The sequence below is a fragment of the Actinomyces timonensis DSM 23838 genome (genome assembly GCF_000295095.1).
GTDB classification, from domain to species: domain Bacteria; phylum Actinomycetota; class Actinomycetes; order Actinomycetales; family Actinomycetaceae; genus Actinomyces; species Actinomyces timonensis.
Genome location: NZ_JH806633.1, coordinates 502,371 through 526,449, shown reverse-complemented (window position 1 = coordinate 526,449; position 24,079 = coordinate 502,371). Strand labels below are relative to the sequence as shown.

16 protein-coding genes and 1 tRNA gene are annotated in these 24,079 nt (G+C 71.0%); 4 read left to right on the top strand and 13 right to left on the bottom strand.

What is annotated here, in order from left to right; all coding sequences use genetic code 11:
• Window positions 1-103 precede the first annotated feature (103 nt).
• Entirely contained in the window at window positions 104-2,950 is a 2,847-nt protein-coding gene (gene uvrA / locus A1QA_RS0108780; RefSeq protein ID WP_017178541.1) for an excinuclease ABC subunit UvrA, read from the bottom strand.
• 110 nt (window positions 2,951-3,060) lie between these two features.
• Between uvrA and A1QA_RS0108775 the strand changes: the two genes are divergently transcribed.
• Complete coding sequence (locus A1QA_RS0108775) at window positions 3,061-3,345, top strand: YciI family protein (protein WP_017178540.1); 285 nt, start codon at window positions 3,061-3,063, stop codon at window positions 3,343-3,345.
• Window positions 3,346-3,441: 96 nt separating this feature from the next.
• Here A1QA_RS0108775 and A1QA_RS0108770 read toward each other — a convergent pair whose 3' ends face one another.
• The 11 genes from A1QA_RS0108770 to polA all read right to left on the bottom strand — a co-directional run bounded on the left by A1QA_RS0108770 (window position 3,442) and on the right by polA (window position 21,359).
• Entirely contained in the window at window positions 3,442-5,937 is a 2,496-nt protein-coding gene (locus tag A1QA_RS0108770; RefSeq protein WP_017178539.1) for an HAD-IC family P-type ATPase, read from the bottom strand.
• 13 nt (window positions 5,938-5,950) lie between these two features.
• Window positions 5,951-6,967, bottom strand: coding sequence for a TerC/Alx family metal homeostasis membrane protein (locus tag A1QA_RS0108765; protein ID WP_017178538.1), 1,017 nt, complete (start codon window positions 6,965-6,967; stop codon window positions 5,951-5,953).
• Window positions 6,968-7,360: 393 nt separating this feature from the next.
• Window positions 7,361-8,959 carry a hypothetical protein gene (locus tag A1QA_RS0108760; RefSeq protein WP_017178537.1) on the bottom strand — a complete coding sequence of 533 codons (1,599 nt, stop codon included), beginning with the start codon at window positions 8,957-8,959 and terminating at the stop codon, window positions 7,361-7,363.
• Window positions 8,956-10,479, bottom strand: a complete 1,524-nt coding sequence (locus tag A1QA_RS0108755; RefSeq protein ID WP_017178536.1) for a glycosyltransferase family 2 protein — start codon at window positions 10,477-10,479, stop codon at window positions 8,956-8,958. The genes A1QA_RS0108760 and A1QA_RS0108755 overlap by 4 nt, the downstream gene beginning before the upstream one ends.
• Window positions 10,476-11,024 carry a hypothetical protein gene (locus A1QA_RS0108750; protein ID WP_017178535.1) on the bottom strand — a complete coding sequence of 183 codons (549 nt, stop codon included), beginning with the start codon at window positions 11,022-11,024 and terminating at the stop codon, window positions 10,476-10,478. The genes A1QA_RS0108755 and A1QA_RS0108750 overlap by 4 nt, the downstream gene beginning before the upstream one ends.
• 273 nt (window positions 11,025-11,297) lie before the next feature.
• A complete protein-coding gene (gene uvrB / locus A1QA_RS0108745) occupies window positions 11,298-13,394 on the bottom strand; it encodes an excinuclease ABC subunit UvrB (RefSeq protein ID WP_017178534.1) in 2,097 nt (698 codons plus the stop codon).
• Between the two features lie 10 nt (window positions 13,395-13,404).
• Window positions 13,405-14,055: a cation efflux transmembrane domain-containing protein gene (locus tag A1QA_RS0108740; protein WP_017178533.1), complete on the bottom strand. Its 651-nt coding sequence runs from the start codon at window positions 14,053-14,055 to the stop codon at window positions 13,405-13,407.
• Window positions 14,052-14,831, bottom strand: a complete 780-nt coding sequence (coaE, locus tag A1QA_RS14125) for a dephospho-CoA kinase (RefSeq protein ID WP_341858228.1) — start codon at window positions 14,829-14,831, stop codon at window positions 14,052-14,054. Before coaE ends, A1QA_RS0108740 begins: the two co-directional genes overlap by 4 nt.
• A 121-nt stretch (window positions 14,832-14,952) precedes the next feature.
• The gene (locus tag A1QA_RS14120) at window positions 14,953-16,695 is read right to left on the bottom strand and encodes a hypothetical protein (protein WP_017178531.1); all 1,743 of its coding nucleotides are present in this window, start codon (window positions 16,693-16,695) and stop codon (window positions 14,953-14,955) included.
• 176 nt (window positions 16,696-16,871) lie between these two features.
• Window positions 16,872-18,323, bottom strand: coding sequence for a 30S ribosomal protein S1 (gene rpsA / locus A1QA_RS0108725; protein ID WP_017178530.1), 1,452 nt, complete (start codon window positions 18,321-18,323; stop codon window positions 16,872-16,874).
• A 249-nt stretch (window positions 18,324-18,572) separates the two neighbouring features.
• On the bottom strand, window positions 18,573-21,359 hold the full coding sequence (polA, locus tag A1QA_RS0108720; RefSeq protein ID WP_017178529.1) for a DNA polymerase I: 2,787 nt from the start codon (window positions 21,357-21,359) through the stop codon (window positions 18,573-18,575).
• Window positions 21,360-21,377: 18 nt separating this feature from the next.
• Here polA and A1QA_RS0108715 point away from each other — a divergent pair, with 18 nt between their 5' ends.
• Entirely contained in the window at window positions 21,378-21,998 is a 621-nt protein-coding gene (locus A1QA_RS0108715; protein ID WP_017178528.1) for a PaaI family thioesterase, read from the top strand.
• A gap of 72 nt (window positions 21,999-22,070) precedes the next feature.
• Here the strand turns inward: A1QA_RS0108715 and A1QA_RS14115 are convergent, their stop codons facing one another.
• A complete protein-coding gene (locus tag A1QA_RS14115; RefSeq protein WP_017178527.1) occupies window positions 22,071-22,739 on the bottom strand; it encodes an ANTAR domain-containing response regulator in 669 nt (222 codons plus the stop codon).
• A 98-nt stretch (window positions 22,740-22,837) separates the two neighbouring features.
• Here A1QA_RS14115 and A1QA_RS0108705 point away from each other — a divergent pair.
• Together A1QA_RS0108705 and A1QA_RS15420 are read left to right on the top strand one after the other, a co-directional pair.
• Window positions 22,838-22,911: transfer RNA gene (locus A1QA_RS0108705), tRNA-Leu, on the top strand.
• A gap of 70 nt (window positions 22,912-22,981) precedes the next feature.
• Window positions 22,982-24,064 (top strand): NACHT domain-containing protein, encoded by a 1,083-nt coding sequence (locus A1QA_RS15420; protein ID WP_154652336.1) that lies wholly within the window; start codon window positions 22,982-22,984, stop codon window positions 24,062-24,064.
• Window positions 24,065-24,079 lie beyond the last annotated feature (15 nt).

Below are 24,079 nucleotides of genomic sequence, written 5' to 3'. Positions count from 1 at the left end.
GACTGACGGCGCCCCGCGCAACGCCGGATCGGCGGAGGCGGGGCGCCGTCGTCGTCGGAGCCCGAACCCGCAGCCTGAGCCCGCGGGGCCGGCTATCGGCGCGTCAGCAGCGGCGCCGCTCCAGCACCTCGGCGAGGAACTGGCCGGTGTGGGACTCCGCCACCGCGGAGAGCTGCTCGGGGGTCCCGGTGGCCACGACGGTACCGCCCCCCTTGCCGCCCTCGGGGCCCATGTCGATGACCCAGTCGGCGTTGGCGATGACGTCGAGGTTGTGCTCGATAACCACCACCGTATTGCCCTTCTCCACGAGCCCCTGGAGGACCTCGAGGAGCTTGCGGATGTCCTCGAAGTGCAGGCCCGTCGTCGGCTCGTCCAGGACGTAAATCGTGCGGCCGGTGGAGCGGCGCTGCAGCTCGGTGGCCAGCTTGACGCGCTGGGCCTCGCCGCCGGAGAGCGTGGTGGCGGCCTGGCCCAGGCGCACGTAGCCGAGCCCCACCTCCACGAGCGTGCTCAGGTGGCGGGAGATGATGGGGGTGGAGGAGAAGAACTCGGCGGCCCGCTCGATCGTCATGTCGAGGACGTCGGCGACGGTGTGGTCCTTGTAGCGGATCTCCAGGGTCTCCCGGTTGTAGCGGGCGCCGTGGCAGACCTCGCAGGGGACGTAGACGTCCGGAAGGAAGTTCATCTCGATCTTGAGGGTGCCGTCGCCCTTGCAGGACTCGCAGCGCCCGCCCTTGACGTTGAAGGAGAAGCGGCCGGGGCCGTAGCCGCGCACCTTGGACTCGGGCACGGCGGCGAAGATCTTGCGGATGTGGTCCCACACGCCGGTGTAGGTGGCGGGGTTGGATCGCGGGGTGCGGCCGATGGGCGACTGGTCGACGTGGACGACCTTGTCGAGCTGGTCGAGGCCGCGCACGGTCTTGTGCCGCCCGGGGACGCCGTGGGCGCGGTTGAGGCGGTTGGCGAGCACCTGGAAAAGGATGGAGTTGACCAGCGAGGACTTGCCGGAGCCCGAGACACCGGTGACGGCGGTGAGCACGCCCAGGGGGAAGGAGACGGTGACGTCCTTGAGGTTGTTCTCGCGGGCGCCGACGACGGTGATCTGCCGTTTCTTGTCGACCCGGCGGCGGGTGGGCGGGATCGGGATCTGGCGGCGGCCGGCGAGGTAGTCGCCCGTGTAGGAGTCGGTGGCCTCCAGGAGGCCGGCGAGCTCGCCGGAGTGGATGACCTCGCCGCCCTTCTCCCCGGCGCCGGGCCCGATGTCGACGATCCAGTCGGCCGAGCGGATGGTGTCCTCATCGTGCTCGACGACGATGAGCGTGTTGCCGAGGTCCCGCAGCCGGGAGAGGGTCTCGATGAGGCGTGCGTTGTCCCGCTGGTGCAGGCCGATGCTGGGCTCGTCGAGGACGTAGAGGACGCCGACGAGCCCGGAGCCGATCTGGGTGGCCAGGCGGATGCGCTGGGCCTCGCCGCCGGAGAGGGTGGCGGCGCCTCGGGACAGGCTGAGGTAGTCGAGCCCGACGTCGACGAGGAAGCCGAGGCGGGCGTTGATCTCGGTGAGCACGGAGGAGGCGATCTGCTTGGCCTGCCCGGTGAGCTCGAGGTCCGCGAGGAAGTCGCGGCACTCCCCCACGGGCAGATCGCAGAGCTCGGCGATGGACTTGTCCCCCACGCGCACGGCGAGGACCTCGGGCTTGAGGCGCGTGCCGAAGCAGACGGGGCAGGGGACCTCGCGCATGTAGCCCTGGTAGCGCTCCTTGGACCACTCGGACTCGGTCTCGTCGTGCTTGCGCATGACGTAGTTGAGGACGCCCTCGAAGCCGGTGGAGTAGACGCGCTCGCGCCCCCACCGGTTGCGGTAGGTGACCTTGACCTCGTAGTCCTTGCCGCGCAGGATCGCGTCCTTGGCGCGCTCGGGCAGGGCGCGCCACGGGGTGTCGATGTCGAAGCCGAGCTCGGCGCCGAGCGCCGACAGGGTCCGGTTGAAGTGCTTCTGGTGGATGGTCCAGGGGGCGATGGCGCCCTCGGCGAGGGTGAGCTCCTCGTCGGGGACGACGAGGTCGGGGTCCACCTCGAGGCGCACGCCGATGCCGGTGCACTCGGGGCAGGCGCCGTAGGGGGCGTTGAAGGAGAAGGTGCGGGGCTCCATCTCATCGAGGGCGAGCTGGTGCTCGTTGGGGCAGGCGCGCTTCTCGGAGTAGCGGTGGAGGCGGGCGGGGTCGTCCTCGTCGCGATCGACCTCCTCGATGATGACGATGCCGTCGGCCAGGCCGAGGGCGGTCTCGACGGAGTCGGTGAGGCGCCCCCGGATGCCCTCGCGCACGACGAGCCGGTCGATGACGACCTCGATGTCGTGCTTGAGGCGCTTGGACAGCTCGGGCGGGGCGTCGAGGCGGTGGGTGTCGCCGTCGACCCTCACCCGGTTGAAGCCGCGCGAGCGCAACTCCTCGAACAGCTCGGTGTACTCGCCCTTGCGGCCGCGCACGACGGGCGCGAGCACCTGGAAGCGCGTGCCCTCGGGCAGGGAGCGGACGCGGTCGACGATCTGCTGGGGGGTCTGGGAGGAGATGACGGCGTCGCAGACGGGGCAGTGCTGGATGCCGGCGCGCGCGTAGAGGAGGCGCAGGTAGTCGTAGACCTCGGTGACGGTGCCGACGGTGGAGCGGGGGTTGCGGGAGGTGGACTTCTGGTCGATGGAGACCGCCGGGGACAGGCCCTCGATGAAGTCGACGTCGGGCTTGTCCATCTGGCCGAGGAACTGGCGGGCGTAGGAGGACAGTGACTCCACGTAGCGGCGCTGGCCCTCGGCGAAGATCGTGTCGAAGGCGAGCGAGGATTTGCCGGAGCCGGACAGCCCGGTGAACACGATCATCTTGTCGCGGGGCAGGTCAAGGCTGATGCCCTTGAGGTTGTGCTCGCGGGCTCCACGGATGATGAGAGTGTCATTCACGGGCGCGAGTCTAGGCGCAGCGCGGCGTCGTACAGATGTTCGACTCGCCACGTCAGAGATGGTCTGTGCCACGGCTCACGCGCACGGCGCCGGAGGGCTAGGCTGCCGTCATGAGCAAGATCTTCACCGTCGAGTACACCTACGTCACCGGTCGGGATGAGGAGCTGTCCGCGATCCGCCCGAGCCACCGCGCCTTCAACGGGGCCCTGGCGGACCAGGGGCGCCTCATCGCCGCGGGCCCCTACCCGGGGACGAATGACGCCCTCATCGTCGTGCGCGCTGAGGACGCCGACGGCGCGCTGGCCCTGCTCGACGACGATCCCTTCCACGTGGCCGGGCTCATCGCCGAGCGGACGCCCCGGGAGTGGAACCCCGTCATCGGCCAGATCTCCTGACCTCCTGAGACACCCTCTCGATCGGTCCCGGGCGGGCGGTGCCGAGCGCGCCCGGAACCGGTCATGATCGAGGCGCGCCTCGATCACCCGGGAGTCTCACTCCCCCGCGCGCGCCTGCCCGAGCCGGGTGCGCGCGAGCCGGGGCCGCGCGAGGTGCACGGCCTCCATGCCCGCGATGACGATCGCGGCCATCGCCGCCACGATGAGCCACGTCGTGCTCGTGGGCCAGGCGAGGAGGAAGAAGCGCCTCACCGGCGGCACGACGACTCCGAGCACGGCGAGCACGCCCATGAGGATGACGAGGCCGAGCCTCCAGCCGAGCAGCGGCCTGGCCGTGAGGGTGAGCAGGGCGAGTCCCGCGGCGACGAGCACGAGGGTCGCGCCGGTTGTGATCTGCTCGTCCGCGAGCCCTGCCCCCCACAGCCAGGCGCGGGCGGCGAGCGTCCCCACGCCGGCGACGAGGCCAGCGGGGACGGCGAGGGTGAGCACGCGCCCGAGGAAGCCCTCGCGGTAGCGGCGGGCAGACGGCGCCAGGGCGAGGATGAGCGCGGGCACGCCGATCGTCAGCGAGGAGACGATGGTGAGCTGACGGGGCAGGAAGGGGTACGGGATCGCCGTGATCGCCACGACGACGGCGATAAGCGAGGCGTACACGGTCTTGGACAGGAACAGGGAGGCGATGCGCTCCGTGTTCGCCATGACGCGCCGCCCCTCGGCCACCACCCCGGGAAGCGCGGAGAACATACCGGTGAGCAGGACGAGGCGCGCGACGGCCTTGGTGGCGGGCGCGCCGTTGCCCATGGCGATACCGAGGTCGGCGTGCTTGAGGGCCAGGGCGTCGTTGACGCCGTCGCCGGTCATCGCGACGGTCCGCCCGCGCGACTGGAGGGCGGCGACGAGGGCCTTTTTCTGCTCGGGGACGACGCGGCCGAGCACCTGGGCGTCGGCGACGGCGTCGGCGAGGCGCTCCAGGTCGGCGGGGTCGTCGGCGGTGGTGGGCAGCTCGCGGGCGTCGCGGACGGTCAGCTCGGCGCCGTCGGGGCGGGTGATGCCGGCCGCCCGGGCGACGGCCGCGACGGTGACGGGGTTGTCCCCGCTGATGACCTTGACGTCGACGCCCTGGGCCCGGAAGTAGGAGAGGGTCTCGGGGGCGTCGGGGCGGACCTGCTCGGCGAGCATGACGAGCGCGGCTGGGCGCAGCCCCGCGGGGAGGGGGTGGTCGGTGCCTTCAGCGCCGCCCCCGCCGCAGGGCTGCTCGGAGCGCGCCAGGGCGACGACGCGGGCGCCCGTCGAGGCCTCCTCGCGGACCTGGCCGAGGGCGCGATCGCGCTCGGGCGCGTGCTCGTGGCAGGCGCCGAGGACGATCTCGGGGGCGCCCATGACCCACGTGGTCCCACCCACCGTGACGGCCGACCACTTGCGGCGCGAGGAGAAGGGCACGCGCGCCTCGACCGCGGGGGCTCCGGGGCGGGCGGGCTCAATGGTGGGCAGGCCCTCCTGGAGGGCGAGGGCGGTGGCATTGGCGTCACCGCCGGCGGCGAGGGCGTCGAGCGCGGCCAGGGCGTCGGCGTCGGGGCTGGCGCCATCGGGGGCCGTGACCTCGCGCAGGACGATGCGGCCAGTGGTGATCGTGCCGGTCTTGTCCAAGCAGAGGGTGTCGACGCGGGCGAGGACCTCCACGGCGGGGAGCTCCTGGACGAGGACCTTCTGGCGGGCCAGCTTGAGGGAAGCGGTGGCGAAGTTGACGCTGGTGAGGAGGACGAGCCCCTGGGGGACCATGCCGACGACGCCGGCGATGCCCGCGACCATGGCGGTGCGCCAGGCGCCGGAGTCGATGGCGGTGGAGATGCCGCCGGCCTGGCGCATCTGGGACCAGATGAGCACGAGCGCCACAGGAACGATGACCCAGGAGATCCAGGTGAGGACCCGGTTGGTGCCGTCCTGGAGCTCGGAGCGGACGGTGGAGAACTGGCGGGCCTCGCGGGCGAGCCGGTGGGCGTAGGCCTCCGCCCCCACCGCGGTGGTGCGCATGAGCGCTGTGCCCGCGGTGACGGTGGTGCCGGACAGGACCCGGCCGCCCTCCTTCGGCCTGACCGGGTCGGATTCCCCAGTGAGGATCGATTCGTCGACCTCGAGCCCGTCGGTGTCCAGGATGGTGCCGTCGGCGGGGATCTGCTCGCCCGAGCGCAGGCGGAGGACGTCGTCGAGGACGACATCGGCGACGTCGATCTCGCCCTCGGCGCCGTCGCGCAGGGCATGGGCCCGGGGCGCCTCCAGGACGGCGAGGCGGTCGAGGGCGCGCTTGGCGCGGATCTCGGCGATGGTGCCGGTGGAGGTGTTGAGGATGAGGACGAAGCCGAACAGGGCGTCGGCCCAGTGCCCGATGAGGAGGATGAGGACGAGCGCGGCGCCGAGGATCGCGTTGAAGATCGTGAGCACGTTGGCGCGCAGGATGTCCAGCGCCGAGCGCGAGGTGGTCTCCTCGTAGGCGTTGGTGAGGCCGTCGCGGACACGGGCGGCGACCTCCTGGGAGGTGAGGCCCTGGGGGGCGCTGGCGGTGGGCGCCTGGGTCGGCGTCGTCGTCTCGCTCATGCCCGAAGGCTAATCATTCCGCGGGCCTTGATTCCACGCGGCTCTGCCTGCGCGCCTGGACGACGGAAACGAGGGCGACGGTCAGGAGGCTGACGACGATGACGGCGAGGGAGACCACCGTGGAGGGCTCGGGGATGGCCTCCACCGGGCGGCCCCCGTTGATGAAGCCGAGCTCGTTCTCGTGCAGGGCGTGGTTGATGAGCTTGAAGCCGATGAAGCCGAGGATGACGGCCAGGCCGTAGGAGAGGTAGGCCATGCGGTCGAGCAGCCCGTCGATGAGGAAGAAGAGCTGGCGCAGGCCGAGCAGGGAGAACGCGGTGGCGCTGAAGACGAGGAAGGGGTCTTGGGTGATGCCGAAGATCGCGGGGATGGAGTCGAGGGCGAACATGACGTCGGCGCTGCCCAGGGCGACGACGACGATGAGGAGCGGGGTGATGAAGGTGCGGCCGGCGTGGCGGTGGATGAGCTTGTTGCCCACGAAGCCGTCGGTGGTGGGCATGAGCCGGCGCACGAGGCGCGTCATCCGGTTGTCGACGAACTCCTCGGCCTCCTCGGCGGCGTCGTCCTCATCGCCGCGGGCCTCGATGACCTGCTTGATGGCGGTGTAGATGAGGAAGGCGCCGAAAAGGTAGAACACGGCGCTGAAGCGGTTGATGATGGCGATTCCCGCGAGGATGAAGAGGAATCGCATGACGAGGGCGATGACGATGCCGAGCAGCAGCGCTTTCTGCTGGAAGTCGCGCGGGACGCGGAACGTAGTGAGGATGATGATGAAGACGAAGAGGTTGTCCAGGCTCAGCGACCATTCGAGCGCCCAGCCCGAGTAGAAGCTCAGCGCGGCCTCTCCCCCGCCGAAGACGAGCAGGCCGAGGCCGAAGAGCGCGGCGAGGGCCATGTAGCCGACCGTCCAGGTGGCGGCCTCGCGGATGCTGGGCGGGTGGGGGTTGCGGGCGTGGCCGACGAAGTCGACGGTGATCAGGCCGATGACGACGACGATAAGGCCGGCCCAGGCGAGGGCGTGGACTTCCATGGGGACTCCTCCGGTACGGAACGGGTACCGAAGGTCTCCTCCCGCCAGGTTCCCGCCCGGGGTTCAGGCGGCTGGCCCGCGGCGCCGGGGGCCAGCGGCGAGGTGCCGCGGGTCCTCCGTGATGACGACGCCGCTGTTCGTGGGAGTACTCCCCTCCGACAAGCGCGGTTGCGCGTCGCAGTCTAACCGCCGCCCCGCCGCTGATCGCGCTCCGCCCGCCTATCGGCACTGTGATCCGCGCCGGGTGCGTTCTCCCCCGACAGGTGCCTCCAGCACCGACCGGTGCGGCGAGAACGCACTTCTCGGTGCTAGCGGCAGCCGTCGGTGGTGGAGGCAGCCGTCACGCTCCTTCGGGTGGGGCGCAGCCGTCACGCTGCCCGCTACGCGCCCGCCTCAGGCGGCGTCGTCGAAGCGGTAGAGGCGCCAGGTGAGGCCCCGGCCGTCCTTCCACTCCTTGACCAGCGTGGCGACCCCACCGCCGTCGTCCCAGATACCCGGGTAGCGCAGCTCGATCGCATCCGCGGGCGAGATATCCGGCGAGGTGATGAGGGCGTGCGTGACCCGTCCCGCGCGCGGGGCCGCGAGTCGGTCCTTGAAGTCCCGATCCGTCGTGATCGTGTAGACGTCGGGGTTGTCGGCCATGAGGACGATCGGGAAGGAGTAGGCGACGTCTGTGACGACGGCGCCCTTCCCCAGATCCATATCGCTGATCTCCCGCGCGACGTCATCCTCCATCGCGTACTGGCCGCCGGCGGCCGAGGCGCGGGCGAGCGCCTCCTCGCGCGCGAGCCTCGGGTCGCCCTCCGTCGCCCATGCGAGCGGGATCGTCAGCACCCCGAGCGCCACGAGAAGCGCGACGGCCGACTGGCGGATATGGGGAGCCCACTGCGCCCTCGACGCGGAGGCCACGAGATAGCCGACGGCGATGACGCTCAGCGGCACTGCGGCGATCTGGAAGCGGAGCCAGCCGAAGGACATGCTCCGCAGGAAGGTGAGGTTCTGGAAGAGCAGGACCGATCCGAGGACGAACATCGGCGCGAGGAAGGCCGGCTCCCGGCGCCACCAGGCGACCAGCAGCGCCAGGACCGCCAGCGGGATCGCCAGCGGCGCGGTGCGGGCGAGCTGCTCGGCGAGGTAGACGGCCTGCGCGTGCGGCCCCGTGCCCACGATCCCGTCGATGGTCGCCAGGAAGTTCCCGACCTGGGCCGAGTTGCCGTACTGGGAGCTGAAGGTCTCCAGCCAGGACCCGACGACGATCTTGCTCGCGAGCGCCCACAGCCCGAAGGCGGCCACGATGGGCGCGGTCACGAGGGCCACATCGAGCGAAACGATGCCGATCGCGCCATCGCGCCCGCGCGACCTCCACCATGAGGCCCCCGCCACGAGCACGGCGATCGCGGCGCCCGCCGCCAGCGCCTCATAGCGCACGAGGTAGGCGAGCCCGGCGCCCACCCCCACCTGGACCAGCGGCCAGGGCTTGGGGTCGTTCAGCCACTGCGCCAGCCGCACGGCGATGAAGACGCAGGCAAGGAGGAGCATGGCCTCGCTGGCTCCCGTCGTCGCGCCGAGCAGCACGAGGGGGTGGAGGGCGAAAGCCGCCGTGAGCAGCAGGCGAGCCGTGCCACGGGTCCCCAGGATCCCCAGGAGGCGGTGCGTGAGCCCCACCGCGATCGCGCCGCAGAGCGCGGACACGAGGCATCCCGCCACGGCCTTGGAGGCGAGCGCGGGCCAGATGGGCGTCAGCAGGAGCAGGGGGATAACGGCCAGCGAGGGCAGCGGGTTCCAGACGAAGCCGATCGCCGCAAGGTGGGGATCGCGGCTGTGCATCGTGTAGTACCCGTTGGCGACGCGGCTCATGGCGTCGGGGAAGATGAGGTCGTGGGCGCTCAACCACCATCCCGCCCCGAGGTAGACGACGAGCGCCGCGGCGACGACGCCCAGTTCGATCCTCCGCTGCCTCGTCCTGTCAGGATCACGGCGCCGCCGGCTCATGCCGCCACTCCTGACGGCTGCTCCCCTGCCTGGGATTCTTGCGGTTTGTGGAGGCCGTGCGCGGTTTTCTCCCAGTAGGACGGCGCTGTGATGAGCTGGAGCACCGCCTTGACCGCTGCTAGCCACATGAGGATCCAGTACAGCGGCATGAGCAGCGAGGGGATGAGGAGCCCCGGGCGCTCCATCTGGCGGGCGGTGAACAGCCCCATGTAGAGCACGGCGAGATTGCCGACGATGAGGCTGACCATGCCCACGTAGTAGACGGCCGGTGGGAACAGGGCGGCCACCGCCGGGTTGTGGGAGGTGAACCAGACGATCGTCAGCGCCCAGAAGAACCCGTTGAGCGCGGAGAGCAGGGGCGTGCCCGCGATGAAGATGATGAGGCCGGTCATGCCCCTCACACCGAGCTGGCGGCGCACGAGCCCGGGTGCGCGCATATGGACGAGGAAGGTCTGAAGGTAGCCCTTGTACCAGCGGCTGCGCTGGCGCACCCAGTTGATCGCGTCGGGGTTGGCCTCCTCCCCCGTGTCCGAGTCGAGGACGCCCACCTGGTACCCGGCACGCGCCAGGCGCAGGCCCAGGTCCGCGTCCTCGGTGACGTTCCAGGGGTCCCAGGCCCCGACCTGCCGCAGCACGTCGGAGCGGAAGTGGTTGGAGGTGCCGCCCAGCGGGATCGGCGCGCCGAGCGCCACGAGCCCGGGCAGGAGGTTGCCGAACCATGAGCCGTAGTCCAGGGCGAACCAGCGGGTGAGGAGGTTCTGATCGGCGTTGTAGAAGCCGAGCCGCGCCTGCACGCAGGCGTAGCGGGGCCCGAGCCTCCTCATCGCGACGACGGCGCGGAGCAGTTGGAGGGGGTCGGGCGAGTCCTCGGCGTCGTAGATCGTGCACATGCCGCCCTCGGAAGTGAGGAAGCCGTAGTTGCAGGCCTTCGGCTTCGTGCGCGGCTCGTGGGCGGGCACCCGCACGATCGTCACATGCCGCCCGAGGACGAGCCCGGCGGCAGCGGCGTTGGTCTCCTCGTCGTCGGCCTCCAGGAGCAGGCGGATGTCGAGGAGGTGGCGCGGGTACTCCAGGCGCTCCAGCCTCGCCACGAGCTCGCCGAGCAGCGGCTCGTGGAAGACGGGGACGAGGACGGTGTAGCGGGGCAGCTCGCCGTCGGGCATGGACCGCGCCTCCTCGTCACTCACCGTGACCACGTTGCCGCCCTTGGCGCCCAGCTGGAACAGGGCGAGCCGGTAGACGAGCGCGATGGCGTAGACGGCGGTGACGATGGCGACGACGGCGATCCCCGTGGCCCGCGGGATGAGGGCGAGGCCGAGGATGAGGAGGACGGCGGCGGCGATGAGCGCCACCCGCTGCCAGACCACGAGCACTCCCCTGGCGGAGTACGCGGGCGCCGCCTCGGACAGGCCGTAGCAGGCCAGCTCGAGCTGCCGCTCCTGCTGCCCGGCGAGCTCGAGTGGCTCGGGCAGGTCGAGGATGCGCCTGTCCCTCCTCGGCAGGAGGCTCACGTTGCTCACGCGATCCACCCCCTGGCGACGGCGGCGAGGGCAACGGCGGCGAGCGCGGGGATGATGAGCCGCGCGGGCACGATCCGCTGGAACTGCCCCCGTGGGGCGAGGCCGTTGGCCACGAGCAGCGCCAGGGCGGCCAAGGAGCACAGCGCCAGGGCGATCATCCCGAGCATCACCGAGCACAGTGAGGGGACGAGGCTGAGGCACAGGGGGAGGATCGCGGGGGCGAGCCAGGAGATCTCCCTGGTTCCCACGATCCACAGCGCCAGGCCCAGGCTGAGTGAGACGGCGGCGAATACCGCGGCGGCGGGGTGCGCCGAGGTGTCCCATTGCCTGATGATCCATAAGGCGGTCACGAGGCCGCCGACGGCGAGAATATGGTCCAGGTCCCGGTCATCAATGCGGGGCTGCTTGCGGCGCGTGATCACGAGGGCCAGCGCGAGGACGGCGGCGCCGATCCGCCACATTCGCGCCCCCGCGGTGACGACCGGCCCGGGAATGAGAAGAATCGCTGTCAGGGCGATCGCGGCGAGGATGAGGAGATGCGGCACGAGCCGCGGGATCCTGAAAGCGCGTGAGGGCGGGCGCACTGCCGCCAGCGCGGGACTGCTCATAGGAGGGGTTTGCTCTTCCGTAGGTGGGGGAAGCCGTCAGGGAGCAGCAGGTGAGGGGCGGTCAGGGCCCACGCCCAGATGGAGAGTACCCGACGAACCCGCATATGGCGAGCATTCTGTTATCGTCTTTTGATTCCTCCGCCTTCCCCGTGGAAATCCGTCTCCCAGACACGGTCCCCGGGCCGCGGCGGTCTCATCATCGGCGGCGCCTCAGCTCGTTTCCCGCATGGCGCGCAGTTCCTTCTTCAAATCCTGGATCTCATCGCGCAATCGGGCGGCGAGCTCGAACTGGAGATCAACGGCGGCGGCGTGCATCTGCTCAGTGAGCTCGGTGATGAGCTCGGCGAGATCGCCCTGCGCGGCGCCGGCCAGGCGCTCCCGGACGGTCGCCTCGGCGGCCTTCTTCCGGCCCTTGCGCACGGAAGTCTCCTCATGGCCGCGGTACCCGCCGGCGAGCAGTTCCTCGGTGTCGATGTCCTCGCGCGCGAGCATGTCGGTGACGTCCGCGATCCTCTTGCGCAGGGGCTGGGGGTCGATGCCGTTGGCCTCGTTGTAGGCGAGCTGGAGGGCGCGGCGGCGCTCGGTCTCACCGATGGCCTGGGCCATGGCGGGGGTGGTCGTGTCGGCGTACATGTGGACCTCGCCGGAGACGTTGCGCGCGGCGCGGCCGATGGTCTGGATGAGGGACCTCGTCGAGCGCAGGAACCCCTCCTTGTCCGCGTCGAGGATGGACACGAGGGAGACCTCGGGAAGGTCCAGGCCCTCGCGCAGGAGGTTGATGCCGACGAGGACGTCGAAGCGCCCCTGCCGCAGCTCGCGCAGCAGCTCGACCCGCCGCAGCGTGTCGACGTCGGAGTGCAGGTACTCCACGCGCACGCCCCGCTCGGCGAGGTAGGTGGTGAGATCCTCGGCCATGCGCTTGGTGAGCGTGGTGACGAGGACGCGCTCGTCCTTGTCCACCCGCAGGCGCACCTCCTCCAGGAGGTCGTCGATCTGCCCCTGGGTGGGCTTGACGACGATCTTGGGGTCCACGAGCCCGGTGGGGCGGATGATCTGCTCGACGACGCCGTCGGAGCGCTCCATCTCGTAGTCGCCGGGAGTGGCGGACAGGTAGACGGTCTGGCCGATGCGGCTCTCGAACTCCGTGAAGGTCAGCGGCCGGTTGTCCAGGGCACTGGGCAGTCGGAAGCCGTGGTCGACGAGGGTGCGCTTGCGGGAGGCGTCCCCCTCGTGCATGGCGCCGATCTGGGGGACGGTCACGTGGGACTCGTCGATGACGAGGAGGAAGTCCTCGGGGAAGTAGTCGAGCAGCGTGTTGGGCGGGGTGCCGGGGCTGCGCCCGTCGATGTGCATCGAGTAGTTCTCGATGCCCGAGCACATGCCGATCTGGCGCATCATCTCCAGGTCGTAGGTGGTGCGCATGCGCAGGCGCTGGGCCTCCAGGAGCTTGCCGTCGCGCTCGAAGACGGCCAGGCGCTCGGCGAGCTCGGCCTCGATGCCCTCGATGGCGCGGTTCATGCGCTCGGGCCCGGCCACGTAGTGGGAGGCCGGGAAGACGAAGACCTGCTCGGCGGGGGCGATGACGTCCCCGGTGACGGGGTGGAGGGTTGCCAGGGACTCGATCTCGTCGCCGAAGAACTCGATGCGGATGGCGAGCTCCTCGTACATGGGGATGATCTCGACGGTGTCCCCGCGCACGCGGAAGGTGCCGCGGGTGAAGTCGATGTCGTTGCGGGTGTACTGCATGCCGACGAAGCGGCGCAGGAGCTCGTCGCGGTCGATCTGGTCCCCCACGGCCAGGGGCGTCATGCGGTCGACGTACTCCTGGGGCGTGCCCAGGCCGTAGATGCAGGACACCGAGGAGACGACGACGACGTCCCGGCGTGTGAGCAGGGAGTTCGTGGCGCTGTGGCGCAGCCGCTCGACCTCGTCGTTGATGGAGGAGTCCTTCTCGATGAAGGTGTCCGTCTGGGGGACATAGGCCTCGGGCTGGTAGTAGTCGTAGTAGGAGACGAAGTACTCCACCGCGTTGTTCGGCAGGAGCTCGCGGAACTCGGCGGCCATCTGCGCGGCCAGCGTCTTGTTGGGCTCCAGGATGAGGGTGGGGCGCTGTGCCTTCTCCACGAGCCAGGCGGTGGTGGCGGACTTCCCGGTTCCGGTGGCGCCGAGGAGGACGATGTCCTTCTCCCCCGCGTTCAGGCGCTCGGCGAGCTCGTTGATGGCGGTGGGCTGGTCGCCGCTGGGCGTGTACTGGCTGACGACCTCGAAGGGCTTGTCGGTTCGACGCAGGTCGGTGACGGGGCGCATGGGCGCTAGGCTACGCCGCCTCGATCTCCGGGTCCTCGGCCCGCGCCTGCTCCAGGACCTCGCCCGCCGCCCGCAGGTTGACCACGGCCATGACGGCGCCCACGACGACGTCGGGCCAGACGCTGGGGCGCGCCAGCGTGAGCAGGCCAGCGCCGATGATGAGGGCGTTGCCCAGGACGTCGTTGCGGGCGGCGAGCCACGCCCCGCGCACGAGGGAGCCTCCCGTCCTGCGCAGCCCCATGAGGAGGAGCGCGCACAGGGCGTTGAGGATGAGGGCGAGCCCCGCCGTGAGCGAGAGGCTGATGGGCTCGGGGGGCTGACCGGTGGCGAGCCGCCAGACGGCGGTGGCCAGGGCAGCCAGGGCGGGGATGAGGATGAGGGCGGCGAGCCATCTGGCGGCCCGGCGCCGGGAGGCCACCGGCCAGCCGAGGGCGAGGACGACGAGCGCGTTGATGAGAAAGTCCTCGAGGAAGTCGGCGGCGTCGGCGAGGAGGGAGGCCGAGCCGATGCGGGCCCCCACGGCGATCTCGATGACCATGCCGGCCAGGTTGATGAGCGCCACCCAGGCGACGACGCGCCTCGCGCGGGAGCCGAGGCTGGAGGCGGTCAGCTCCTCGTCGGCCTCCCTCTCCTGGTCGTCCTGTGGCTCAGTGGCGCTCATGGCTTCTCTCCTTGGGAGGCGGGGCGCAGGCGATCGTCCCACAGGCGCCCGACGGCGTCAGCGAGGTCCCGCTCGCTCCCACTGTTGGGCAGGATGAAGTCCGCCAGGCGGCGGCGGTCGTCGTCGCCGGCCTGGACGGCGATCCGGCGCCGCGCGTCGGCCTCGTCCACGCCGCGCCGGGCGAGGCGGGCGAGCCGGGTCGCCAGGGGCGCCTCGACGACGATGACGCAGTCGAAGAGGTCGGCGATGCCGCTCTCGGCGAGGAGGGGGACGTCGTAGACGGCGATCCCTCCCGCCGGGACCGCCTCGAGGCGGCGGGCGGCGAGCTCGGCGATCCGAGGCAGGGTGATGGCGTCGAGCCGGGCCCGGGCGGCGGGGTCCCCGAAGACACGGGATGCCAGCGCCGCCCTGTTGAGGGAGTCGTCGGCGCCCAGGACATCGCGTCCGAAGGCCGCGGCCACGGCCGCCAGGCCCTCGCTTCCGGGTGCGAGGACCTCCCTGGCGACGGCGTCGGCATCGACGACGCTCGCGCCGCGCTCGGCGAGGCGGCGGGCGGCTGTCGACTTGCCGGTGCCGATGCCCCCAGTGAGCCCCACGCGCAGGGCGCGCCGGCCCCGTGGGACGGCGAGCCGGCCCGCGCCGTCGGCGAAGGAACGGCGGCGGGCGATGATCCCGGTCATCTCACCGATGAGGGTGAGCAGGGCGCGCTCGGGAGCGCCGGGCGGAAGGGAGCCGGGTGCGGGGAGACTGAGGGCGAGGCCAGGGGCAGCGGGCACGGGAGGCGCAGCGGATGCCGGGCGCGCCGCGGGATCAGCGAGGGCGAAGGGGTGTCCGTGGGCTCTCAGCCGGCCCACGAGGGAGGCCGCGATCTGGCCCTCCCCCAGCCTGATCGCCCCCTCAGGCCGGTGAGTCATCGGTGGCCGCTGATCCGGCGGCGCGGTGGCGGCCTCCCCGGCCGCGGCCATACGGGGCGATCCTCTCCTCGACGGCCGTCAGGCGGGCCTCGACGCCGTCGGGGACGCGGCCGACCTTGCCGAGCTCGGAGCGGGCTTTCCGGCAGACCTCGCGCGTGGGCGCGGCGAGGGTGTTGTCCTCCTCGACGTTCTGGGAGGTCCGCTCGGCGAGGTCGGTGAGGAGGAGGACCGAGCTGGCGTGGTCGCCGATGGCCTCGACGAGGATCGTGAGCCGCTCGCTCATACGGCTGGTGCCCCAGTCGGCCAGGATGGCGGTCACCTGGCCCGTGTGCTCACGGGCGGCAAAGATCTCGTGGCGCTCGGAGGCCGCCCGTCCGGCCGTCACGAAGGAGGCGCAGGCGATCTCCTGCCAGCCCTGGGACAGGCACAACTCCGCCGTGCGCAGCGCCTCGCCCTCAGCGCGCTCGGAGGCGCCCAGGGCGAGGAGGAGACGGGCGAAGACGACGCGGAGCTCGATGATGACCTCGAGCTGGGTCTCATCAATGCCCGCCGACAGGGAGTCGCTCACCATCTCCGCGGTGCGCATGGCCCGCTCGCGCACCGCGCCGAGGCCGTAGCCGCGCGCCAGGACGAGCAGTTCCTGGGTCTCCTGGACGAGGGCGGCGCGGTTGGCAGCGGTCTCCGCCTGCATGCCGAAGCCGCCGGTCATGGTGCCGTAGGAGCGGTTGCGCAGGCTGGAGGCCTCGGCGGCCATCCGCGTCTCGATCCGCTCCGAGACGCCGTTGCCGCCGTTGCGCTCGTCGAAGATCCGGGCGAGGACCCGCGCGAAGGTGGTGGCCATGTCATAGGCGTGGGCGACCGTGTCCCAGCCCGTCAGAGCGAGCTCGGGGCCGAGCTCCGAGCGCAGCTGCACGGCGGCGCCGAGGGCGTTCTGGCCATAGCCGGCGCGCACGGCCTCCCGCAGGACGAGCGCCATGCAGGCCGCCGTGTTCATGAGCGTCCAGGCGGTGGACTGGCTGCCGTCCTTGAGATCGGTGTGCCGCATGACGGCCATGGCCCGCTCCCACTGCCCGGCGAGCGCCATGTACTCCAGGCGCCGGCCGAGCACGCGCAGGCGCTGCCAGGCGGGGGGCTCGATGGTGTCGAGCGTGGCGAGGGCGTCCTCCCCCTCGACCCGCCGCTCCTGGGCGAGGTAGGGCAGGAGGCTGGAGGACAGTCCCTCCGAGACCGCGGAGGGGTCGGCGATCTTGCGCAGCGTGGCCGAGGAGGCCGTGCGGATGACACCGGAGAAGTCGTCATTGAAGGTGGCCGCCGCGAGGGTCACTCGCGGGTCGATGTCCCCCATGGAGAAGAGCCTGGCCTCGCGCAGCTCGCTGAGGGCCTCGGCGCGCTGGCCGAGCGCCGCGCACATCTCGATGCGGGCGTAGCGGGTGGGGACCTCGGAGACGCCCGCCGCGCGGCGGATACCGATGCAGTGGCTGATGGCGGCCTCGATCTCGTCGCGGCTCAGGCGGGGGTCCTCGGCGAGGGCCACGAGCGCGTCCCGGTCGACCTCGGCCAGGGCCTCGCCCAGACCGGAGCGGCGCAGCTCCTCGTGGCTGCCGGGATCCGCGGGGTCGGAGCCGTCGAAGGCCGAGGTGACCGCGGCGAGGAACGCGGCGGCCCCCGCGGGGGATCTCGGCTCCTCGATGCCGCGCAGGGCCTCGGAGTCGTCGGACCAGCTCATCATCCTGCCTCTCAGGGGTCGACTGCGGCGGCAGGGCACCGCCCTGGTTCAGCCTCGCATAGAGACTAGAGCATTCGCGATGGGGAGCACTGCCAGACATGACACGCTCCTGACGTGGGGCGCCCCCGGCCGGTGTGGGCCGGGGGCGCCGTCGGAGTGCTACACGCGGTGGCCGATCAGTTGCCGGTCAGCTTCTCGCGCAGGGCGGCAAGGGCCTCGTCGGAGGCGAGGGTGCCGGTGGCCTCCGTGGAGGTCGAGGAGTAGGAGGTGGAGCCAGCGGGGACGGTCTCGCCGGAGTCCTGGTCCTCCTCCTGGGCCTTGGCGACCTGGGCCTTGTGGGCCTCCCAACGGGCGTGGGCGGCCGCGTACTCGGCCTCCCAGGCCTCGCGCTGCGCCTCGAAGCCCTCGAGCCACTCGTTGGTCTCCGGGTCGAAGCCCTCGGGGTACTTGTAGTTGCCGTTCTCGTCGTACTCGGCGGCCATGCCGTAGAGCGAGGGGTCGAAGTCCTCGCTGGCGGGGTCGACGCCCTCGTTGGCCTGCTTGAGGGACAGGGAGATGCGGCGGCGCTCGAGGTCGATGTCGATGACCTTGACGAAGACGTCCTCACCGACCTTGACGACCTGCTCGGGCACCTCGACGTGGCGCTGGGCGAGCTCGGAGATGTGGACGAGGCCCTCGATGCCGTCCTCGACGCGGACGAAGGCGCCGAAGGGTACGAGCTTGGTGACCTTGCCGGGGACGACCTGGCCGATGGCGTGGGTGCGGGCGAAGGCCTGCCACGGGTCCTCCTGCGTGGACTTCAGCGACAGGGAGACGCGCTCGCGGTCGAAGTCGACGTCGAGGACCTCGACGGTGACCTCCTGGCCGACCTCGACGACCTCGGACGGGTGGTCGATGTGCTTCCAGGACAGCTCGGAGACGTGGACGAGGCCGTCGACGCCGCCCAGGTCCACGAAGGCGCCGAAGTTGACGATGGAGGAGACCACACCGGTGCGGACCTGGCTCTTGCCGAGGGTCTGCAGGAAGTTGGTGCGGACCTCGGACTGGGTCTGCTCGAGGAAGGCGCGGCGGGAGAGGACCACGTTGTTGCGGTTCTTGTCCAGCTCGATGATCTTGGCCTCGAGCTCGCGGCCCACGTAGGGCTGGAGGTCGCGCACGCGGCGCATCTCGACCAGGGAGGCGGGCAGGAAGCCGCGCAGGCCGATGTCGAGGATGAGCCCGCCCTTGACGACCTCGATGACGGAGCCGGTGACGACGCCGTCCTCCTCCTTGACGCGCTCGATGGTGCCCCAGGCGCGCTCGTACTGGGCGCGCTTCTTGCTCAGGAGCAGACGACCCTCCTTGTCCTCCTTCTGGAGCACAAGGGCCTCGATCTCGTCGCCGACGGAGACGATCTCGTCGGGGTCGACGTCGTGCTTGATGGACAGCTCACGAGCGAGGATGACGCCCTCGGTCTTGTAGCCGATGTCGAGGAGGACCTCGTCGTGGTCGACCTTGACGACAGTGCCCTCGACGATGTCGCCGTCATCGAAGTACTTGATGGTCTCGTCGACGGCGGCGAGAATCTCCTCGGTCGAGCCGATGTCGTTGACGGCGACCGGGGCAGGGCTGGGCGTGTTGTTGGTCATGTAGGGGTTGCTCCGAAACGGACTTGGGGGTCGGGACGATAGATGCCATGCGTCCCCCGCAAGACGGGCCAGCCCGGACTGGCACGGCGTGCGGTTGGTCAGATCATCGAATGTCACCGAATGTTTCACAATCGTGATCCGCCCGCGGGGCGCACGCATCGAACTCTACCAGCCAGTGGCCGTTTCGGAACCCTGAGGTTCCCACAGCCCTGGCGCGCGCCTCGTCATGGAATCCCTCACAGACGGGGCTCAGTGAGCGGCGTCGCGCCAGGTGCTGCCGCGCCCCACGGAGACGTCAAGGGGCACGGACAGTGAGACGGCCCGGCCCATGCGCTCCCTGACGAGGGCCTCGACGGCGTCGCCCTCCCCCGGCGCGATCTCCAGGAGGAGCTCGTCGTGGATCTGCAGGAGGATGCGGCTGGCCAGGCCCTGGGCGGTGAGCGCCTCGGCGACGTCCACCATGGCGCGCTTGACAATGTCGGCGGCCGAGCCCTGGATGGGGGCGTTGAGGGCGGCGCGCTCGGCCATCTCGCGGCGCTGGCGGTTGTCGCTGCCCAGGTCCGGCAGGTAGCGGCGGCGCCCGAGCATCGTCTGGGTGTAGCCGTCGCGGCGCGCCTGGTCGACGACGGCCTCGAGGTAGTCGTGGACGCGACCGAAGCGGGCGAAGTAGGCGTCGCGCAGGGCCATGGCCTCGGCGTTCTCGATGCCGAGCTGCTTGGCCAGGCCGTAGGTGGACAGCCCGTAGGCCAGGCCGTAGCTCATGGCCTTGACGTGGCCGCGCTGCTCGGGGGTGACGTCGTCGACGTCGATGCGGTGGACGAGGGCGGCCACGTAGCGGTGCAGGTCCTCCCCGGAGCGGAAGGCCTCGATGAGGGCCTCGTCCCCGGACAGGTGCGCCATGATGCGCATCTCGATCTGGGAGTAGTCGGCCGTCATGAGGCACTCGTAGCCCTCGCCGACGGTGAAGGCCTCGCGGATGCGGCGCCCCTCCTCGGTACGGGCGGGGATGTTCTGCAGGTTGGGGTCGATGGAGGACAGGCGGCCGGTGGCGGCGATGGTCTGCTGGAAGGTGGTGCGGATGCGGCCGTCGGGCTGGATGGCCTTGCGCAGTCCCTCGACGGTCTGGCGCAGTTTGATGGCGTCGCGGTGCTCCAGGAGCTGGGCGAGGAAGGGGTGCCCGGTCTTGGCGTAGAGCTCGGCCAGAGCGCCCGCGTCCGTGGTGTACCCGGTCTTGGTCTTGCGGGTCTTGGGCATGCCGAGCTCGTCGAAGAGGACGGTCTGGAGCTGCTTGGGGCTGGAGAGGTTGAGCTCGTGGCCGGCGGCCTCGAAGGCGGCGGCCTGGGCGTGGTTGACCCGCCCGTCGAGCTCGGCCTCGCGGGCGGCCAGGACGTCGTCGTCGACGGCGATGCCCAGGGCCTCCATCCTGCCCAGGCACTCCGAGACGGGCATCTCGAGGCCGGTGAAGAGGGCGGAGGCCCCGCGCTGCTCCATCTGGGCGTCGAGGGCGTCCTGGAGGGGCAGGAGCGCGGCGGCGCGGCGCGCGGCGCGCAGGGCCTCGGTGGGAACCGCATCCGCGGCGAGGGCGTCGAGGTCGAAGCCCTGCTGGCCGCCGTCGGCGCTGGCATCGTCCTCCATGCCGGCCAGGTCGATGCCGAGCCAGCGCTGGACGAGGCTGTCGACGTCGTAGCTGCGCTGCTCGGGGCGGCACAGGTAGCCGGCCAGGGAGGGGTCGGCGGCGACGCCCCGCAGCTCGAAGCCCCGGGCGGCCAGGGCGTGGGAGGAGCCCTTGGCGTCGGCGACGACGAGGCGGCGCGCGGGATCGGCCAGGAGGGCGCCGAGGGCCCGCTCGTCGCCCGGCAGCAGGAGGGAGGGGTCGGCGACGACGGCCCGCTCGCCGTCGGACAGGGCGACGAGTCGCGGGTCGCCGAGGCCCGGGCGCAGGTCCCCGATGATGTGGAGGCCGAGGGCGCCGTCGGCGAGCTCCTGGATCGCCTCGGCGAGGCGGCCGGGCTCGATGCAGTGGCCGAGGACCGCGGGCGCGAGGGCCTCCAGGGCGGCGGCGGGGCCCTCGGGGGCGGCCGAGCCCTGTGGGCCGTGGTCGGAGGTGTCGGCGAAGGGCAGGACGCGCTGGGCGCGCTGGAGGATCGTGCGGAACTCCAGGGCCTCCATGACGCGGGTGAGGGCGGCGCGGTGGGCGCCCAGGTACTCCAGGTCCCGGGCGGGGTCGATGCCGAGGTCGAGGTCGGTGAGGAGCCGGTTGAGACGGCGGTTGCGCAGGACGTCGTCGAGGTGGTCACGCAGGGACTGGCCGGCCTTTCCCTTGATCTGGTCGGCGCTGGCGACGATGCCGTCGAGGCCGTCGTACTGGGCGATCCACTTGGCGGCGGTCTTGGGGCCGACCCCGGGCACGCCGGGCAGGTTGTCGCTCGTCTCGCCGACGAGGGCGGCCAGGTGCGGGTAGCGCTCGGGGGTGACGCCGTAGCGCTCCTCGACCTCGGCCGGCGTCATCCGGCGCAGGGTGGACACGCCCTTGATGGGGTAGAGCACGGTGCAGCGCTCGGTGACGGTCTGGAAGGAGTCGCGGTCGCCGGAGCACAGGAGGACCTCCATGCCCGCCCCCTGGCCGGTGGCGGCCAGTGTGGCGAGGATGTCGTCGGCCTCGTAGCGGTCCTTGGTGAGCCAGCGGATGCCCATCGCGTCGAGGACCTCTTGGATGAGCTCGACCTGGCCGATGAAGGGCTCGGGCGTGGCGTCGCGGGTGCCCTTGTACTCGGAGTACTCCTCGGTGCGGAAGGTGCCGCCCGCGAGGTCGAAGGCCACGGCCACATGCGTGGGGGCCTCCTGCTCGATGAGGGAGAGCAGCATGGAGGCGAAGCCGTGGACGGCGTTGGTGGCCTGGCCGGTGGAGGTCGTGAAGTTCTCCACGGGCAGGGCGTAGTAGGCCCTGAAGGCCATGGAGTGGCCGTCGATGAGGAGCAGGCGGCGAGGGGCTCCGTCCGTGGATGACGGCGCGGGTCTGGTCGTGGAGGTGCTCACCGTGCCAGCCTACGGGGTATGAGCGACATGAGCCCCAGCGCCCTCCCGACCGACCGCCCCTCCTCCGACGCGGAGACGGCTCCCAGCCCGGTCAGCCCCGACGCGCCCGCATGGCCGGGTGAGACCGGTGGTGCGGGCGCCAGTGGGGAGTCGGCGGAGTCGCCCGAGGTGACGGCGGCCTTCCCTCCTCGCCGGGTGAGGCAGTTCCCCGTGCCCATGCCGGCTGGCTCGGCGGTGTCGGCGGCCTCGGCCGTGGGCACGGCGATGGAGGACCGCGAGGCGGGCACTCTCATGGCGACGCTGGGGATGCAGGTGGTCATGCTGGGCGCCCAGCGCACGGTCATGCGGATGCCCGTCGAGGGGGCCCGCCAGGTCTCGGGGGTGCTGCACGGTGGCGCGAGCGCCTCGCTCATCGAGACGGCGGCGTCGTTCGCGGCACGGCGGGCGGCTCCGGAGGGGATGCTCCCGATGGGCGCCGAGCTGCAGGTCAGCCACCTCCGCCCGGTGCGCCAGGGCTGGGTGACGGCGGTGGCGCAGCCGGTCCACGTGGGCAGGAAGACCTGCGTCTACGAGGTCGTCGTCAGTGACGACGAGGGCAGGACGACCGCCCGGGGGACGCTGCGGAGCATGTTCGTCTGAGCGCCCGGGGCGGTTGGGCGCCTGGGGCAGGCTGGCGCCCCCGCCGCTCAGGCGTCTGGGGCGGGCGTCCGCTCAGGCGTCGGCGTCCTCGCTCTTGGCGCTCTTGCCCGCCTTGGGGGCCTTGGCCGTCTTCCCGCCGCTCTTGGCCGTTGAGCCGACCTGCTCGATGACGGCGTCGGCGACCTCGCGCATGGTCAGGCGGCGGTTCATGGAGGTCTTCTGCATCCAGCGGAAGGCCTCGGGCTCGGACAGGCCCATGCGCTCCATGAGGAGGCCCTTGGCGCGGTCGACCCGCTTGCGGGTCTCGAAGCGCTCGTTGAGGTCGGCGATCTCGGACTCGAGGGAGGCGATCTCCTCGTGGCGGGAGAAGGCGATCTCGAGGGCGGGGAGGAGGTCGGCCGGGGTGAAGGGCTTGACGACGTAGGCCATGGCGCCGGCGGCGCTGGCGCGCTCGACGAGCTCGGCCTGGGAGAAGGCGGTGAGCATGACGACGGCGCAGCCGTGCTTCTCGATGATCTGCTCGGCGGCGGTGATGCCGTCCATGACGGGCATCTTGACGTCCATGACGCAGAGGTCGGGCTCATGCTCGCCTGCGAGGCGGACGGCTTCCTCGCCGTCAGCGGCCTCGGCGACGACCTCGTAGCCGGCCTCGGTGAGGGTCTCGACGATGTCGAGTCGGATGAGGGTCTCGTCCTCGGCGACGAGAACCCGACGGGCGCTAGTGCTGGACTCGGTACTCACGGGGGCGAGTCTAGTATGATCGCCGTACGTAGTGGGCCAAACGCGGCCAGACACGAACACTGCGTCGCATCACCGTGTGGCGGCCGCGCGCCGCCCGCGCCTCCGTAGCCCAACTGGCAGAGGCATCCGACTCAAAATCGGAGTGTTGTGGGTTCGAGTCCCACCGGAGGTACTCCCTCATCAGCCCAACGATGCGCGCCCGGCGGCTGTTTGCGGCCCTGCCCGGCGGGGAAGGTCGAGCGATGGCGCCTACTGGAAACACGAAACTGAGCGAGGCGATCGGCGACCTCACGACCATCGCGGTGGCGGCGCTCGTTGGAGGAGCAGGTCCCGCTGCCACTGCGGCGACAGCGGCAGGCGTCAAGCGGCTCAAAGCCATGATCGACAGCCAGGCAGAGCGTAAGCGCCTGCAGTCTGAGGTGGAGAGCACCATCTCCGCATGGGGCCATGGCGAGGGTTTCTCCGACGACGAGCTGATTACGGGGCTCGCCATCGCGCGCGATGTAGTGGAACAGCATGGGCCGAGCGACCGTGAACTCGGGCAGTCGCGACTGAATGCGACCACGGTGGCTGATCGGATCGTTGGCAAGGCCAAGCAGCGCGCGGCCGATGCCGGTTCCTCGTGGGCGGACGCGGACTGGGGCGACAGCGAGCACGCCATCGCCCGCGAGGCTTTGCGCGCCACATATGAATATCTGATCCAACGGTACTACACCTCTCATCAGGTATTTGTCGGGGCGTCTGAGGCGGCATTGAGAGAAGAGGTCACGCCGTCGCTCAATTGCCTTGAGGCTGGCAACGCTGCAATCGAGCGCTATGCCCATGGCTTGCATGCGCGTCTCGTTGCCCAGGCGACCCGGAAGGACCTCATCGTCTACTTGGAGGCCCGAGTAGACGACTGGGACCGCTCGTCATTCGTTGGGGACAGGCAGACTGTTCTGGAGCAGCGGCTCTCCTTAGAGCAGGGCGATGGCGGATCGGACAGCCACCGTCAGGCCTCGGCCACACCGACGATCGTCTCCTCTGAGGAGGCTCTGGCGGGCGCCTCCTCGCTTGTCATCCTTGGCGGCCCAGGATCGGGGAAGTCATGGCTGGCCAGGAGGTACGCCCGTGAGGCGGCCCAGGCCGCACTGGAGTCGCTTCGGAACGGCGCCGATCCTACAGAGGTCGAGATCCCGATCCTGACGACGTGGAGCTTCTGGGCGCCCGACACCTCAGGCGACCCCCGAACGTCTTTGGTGGAGGCGTCCTTCGATTCCCGCCTTGGTCTCAGCGATCTTGGTGGCGCGGAGAGGATTGATGGCTCTTCCGGTTTGTGGGTGTAGGCGGGGTGGTGGGCG